This is a genomic window from Lewinella sp. (assembly GCF_050633125.1).
Classification (GTDB): Bacteria; Bacteroidota; Bacteroidia; order Chitinophagales; family Saprospiraceae; genus Lewinella.
Map to the genome: position 1 here is coordinate 1 of NZ_JBOEFX010000130.1, position 3,027 is coordinate 3,027.

Below are 3,027 nucleotides of genomic sequence, written 5' to 3' on the forward strand. Positions count from 1 at the left end.
TTTTCTAACAGCCTCTAAAAGTGTTAACTCTTTCTTCATTTATTATTATTTGGTTGCGCAGAACTCAAGCTACCACGCAGTGCCGACGCAGGAGGCATTGACGTTGGTAGCAAAGTTAGGCACCGTCATTTATTTCAAACTCAACATTTTCAGCAAAGTACTCAACTCCCTTATCCTTATCTACTTCTATCTCCTCAAATATGGCACTACTGATCCTTGATGTCATGTATAATTGCTTTGCTTTCGTAAAATATTTGATTTCCAGCATTTTACTTGATGTGAGTAACCATAGCTGGTTCAATAATTGAGAAGAATGAATTCCCCTCATTCTTGGATCATCGGTAATTAAGTCAATTATCTCTAAGGTTGCCTTTTCTGAATTGTAATCAATATGAAGTATTTCAAACCCTTGACTCATCAGTGCAGATGAAAACATGAGGAACCCTATCTCTGGTCTTGCGTTTAGTTTCTCTTCCTTTATTCTTTCTGATATTTCGGGTAGGTTATCAAAACCAAAGATTTTATGCACCATATTTAGAACTTCTGTAGTCCTCATACAATACTCCAGCCTTTCAAACATACCTTCCCGTGAGACAATAAAATTTTTCTTTTTATCTCCTTGACCTGTTTCACAAAACACTTCTTCATCTACGATCTTGTATGTATGATGAGCTGCTATATTTCTCCAATCAGATAATTTGATATTTTCACTAGGAACCAAAAAAAGGGAAGCATATGGAGAGTTGTCAATCAAATCTTGTATTAAACTTCCAAGTTTAGTGCTCAATGTCTTTTCAATATCAATGGACTTCCCTCTACGAATTTTATTGATCAGAACATTTTCAACATAAAGACTTTTTGAAAGCCCTTCTATAATGTTTGAAATGTCTTCCATCAGAACCTTTGCATACTCATATATTTCGAGCTTCTTTTTATTCACCTCCATATTGAGAAAGCTCCAATACTTATTTCCCGATTCTATATGCTTCGAGCTAAGACAAACCAGAATTTCTATTGTCTTTTCATAATCCTTAGATAATGCCTCATTATAAGTAGCTAGTACTTTCTGTACTTCATTTTCAATATCTGGATATATGGCCATCATTCTATGAAAATTAATCCAATCTGACACAAGGAACTTTATTGAATACTCTTCCAGGTTTGCCTTATTCTTAAAATATGGCTTAAACGTTTGTATGATCTCAGCTTTAATAGATTCAGGTGTGTATCCATTTTCAAGTAGAAATGGAATTGGACTCTTGTCTTTTAAACCTTCTAATATTTTATGGAATTTTTTCATCTATTTTATTCATGGTGCCTAACTCAAGCCTAGGCGACGTGCGACCACAGGGAGCATGTACGTCCTAGGCAAAGTTGTGGGAAGTTAATTTATTCATTTATTTCTTGAACTCCAATATTTCTCCATGGCCTACCAGATAATTAGCTTCACAAATCCACCATTTTCTACCCTTCTCCAAATACTTTTCTAGGCGATTAGTAAACAAGAACCGTATTTCCCCTACATGAGTTAAACCGAGGTCTAATTTATCATGATTATCCAATAAAACTTCTCCCATAAAAGCCTCGATCAAATTGCCAGCATTATCATATTCAAACACATGATTTGGTCTATACCTGTTAAAAACGGGTGTCTTTCTCCCTCCTTCCTCTTCTGTTAAGAATCGAAATTTGGCCTTTACTTTAATGATAAATGGGCTATCCTTAATATCTAGATCCGTATAACTACTATGAGTATACTTATCATAGGCCATTATATCAAAAACTTTTGAAACACCTGTGTCTAACCATTTCTTATAAATTAATTCTCCGTTCATATACAGATAAAACTCATTGCTTTCAGATATTTCTTTATGTATAATCATTATTCTATTTTTTACAATTTGTAATCCCGTGATTTATCCATTTCAGAAATTGACAGTAATCATTGTCATTAAATACTCCTCTCAATTTTGATATATCTAACTGAAACACCTTATCAGAAGTTTCATTTAACCAGTAATATGATAGTGTTTTTGTATTACCATAATCTTTATCTTTCCTTTCGTATACAATCCAATATTTTTTAGATATATCATCAAATACTCCATGATCGATGATATTATACTTTTTCGTGGCTTTTACAGAGTCAGTAATTGTTTTTAATGTACCTGTAAAAAATTCATTCAAATTTATTCGCTCATTGTAAGAGTGCGAAGTAAGCTGGATAAATCCAAATGTTGAATAAGAGATATCTATCAATCCATTAGTATCCACCATTTGAACCCATTTCCTATTCCCCATCGAATCTTTAAGAACTGACCAATTCCTAAATATATGAGTTATTTTCACCCCGTCGACCATAATACTAGGCTGAAGAGTATCCAATATTATATCTAGATTAAGCTCATTACTGCAATTCACTTTTAGATAATCATAATTCTGATAGCTCTCATAAATAGATTCATTAACGCTCTGGTTAGAACAACTAATCAAACCTATCGTCAAAAACAACCATATTATCACTTTTAAAAGTATCTGATTGTTACCTAGTTTCACAATGATTTATTAAAAATTTCCCACAACGGCTGGTGCCGGCGCAGTAGCCGTAGCTCAGCGAAGGCTATTGACGCTGCACCAAAGTTAGCGGAAGTATACCTCTTCAAATTTAGTAAAATCTTATTTATCAGCGGCAGATCTAGAGCTCCGTATGGATGTACTTCCTAGTGGCTTGATGGTGATACTGTTCTTTTGCTTGATAAAAAGAACCAAAAATCAAGGCTATGAGCATTTACCTAAAAATAGGCAGTGATTTCCCCACGCTTGCGAAGCCGCTCGCCCTGTTACCCTAAATAGAGGTGAGGGAACAGTTGCTTTGCTCTTTTTTCAAGCCTTGGGGAATATGCCTGGGGCTCAACTTCCGCGCAAGCTTCGCAGTGATTCACCAGCTGCCTATTTTCTTAACGGCAAATACTCAATGCCAGTCCTTAAAGTCAATAGCGATGAAATTATTAGTTGTGTAAAACTTTA

Annotated in this window: 3 protein-coding genes; all 3 read right to left on the reverse strand. The window is 34.7% G+C overall.

Features of this window, described 5'->3' with window-relative positions:
* Window positions 1-115: 115 nt before the first annotated feature.
* The 3 genes from ACRBG0_RS24605 to ACRBG0_RS24615 all read right to left on the reverse strand — a co-directional run bounded on the left by ACRBG0_RS24605 (window position 116) and on the right by ACRBG0_RS24615 (window position 2,556).
* Window positions 116-1,300, reverse strand: coding sequence for a hypothetical protein (locus ACRBG0_RS24605; protein ID WP_431489490.1), 1,185 nt, complete (start codon window positions 1,298-1,300; stop codon window positions 116-118).
* Between the two features lie 97 nt (window positions 1,301-1,397).
* Window positions 1,398-1,883, reverse strand: coding sequence for a hypothetical protein (locus ACRBG0_RS24610; protein WP_431489491.1), 486 nt, complete (start codon window positions 1,881-1,883; stop codon window positions 1,398-1,400).
* Between the two features lie 4 nt (window positions 1,884-1,887).
* A complete protein-coding gene (locus ACRBG0_RS24615; protein WP_431489492.1) occupies window positions 1,888-2,556 on the reverse strand; it encodes a hypothetical protein in 669 nt (222 codons plus the stop codon).
* Window positions 2,557-3,027: the final 471 nt, after the last annotated feature.

What these genes read in the sequence shown, in the direction of transcription:
- ACRBG0_RS24605 (WP_431489490.1), bottom strand. Translation starts at nt 1,300, where the DNA reads ATGAAAAAATTCCATAAAATATTAGAAGGTTTAAAAGACAAGAGTCCA.
- ACRBG0_RS24610 (WP_431489491.1), bottom strand. Translation starts at nt 1,883, where the DNA reads ATGATTATACATAAAGAAATATCTGAAAGCAATGAGTTTTATCTGTAT.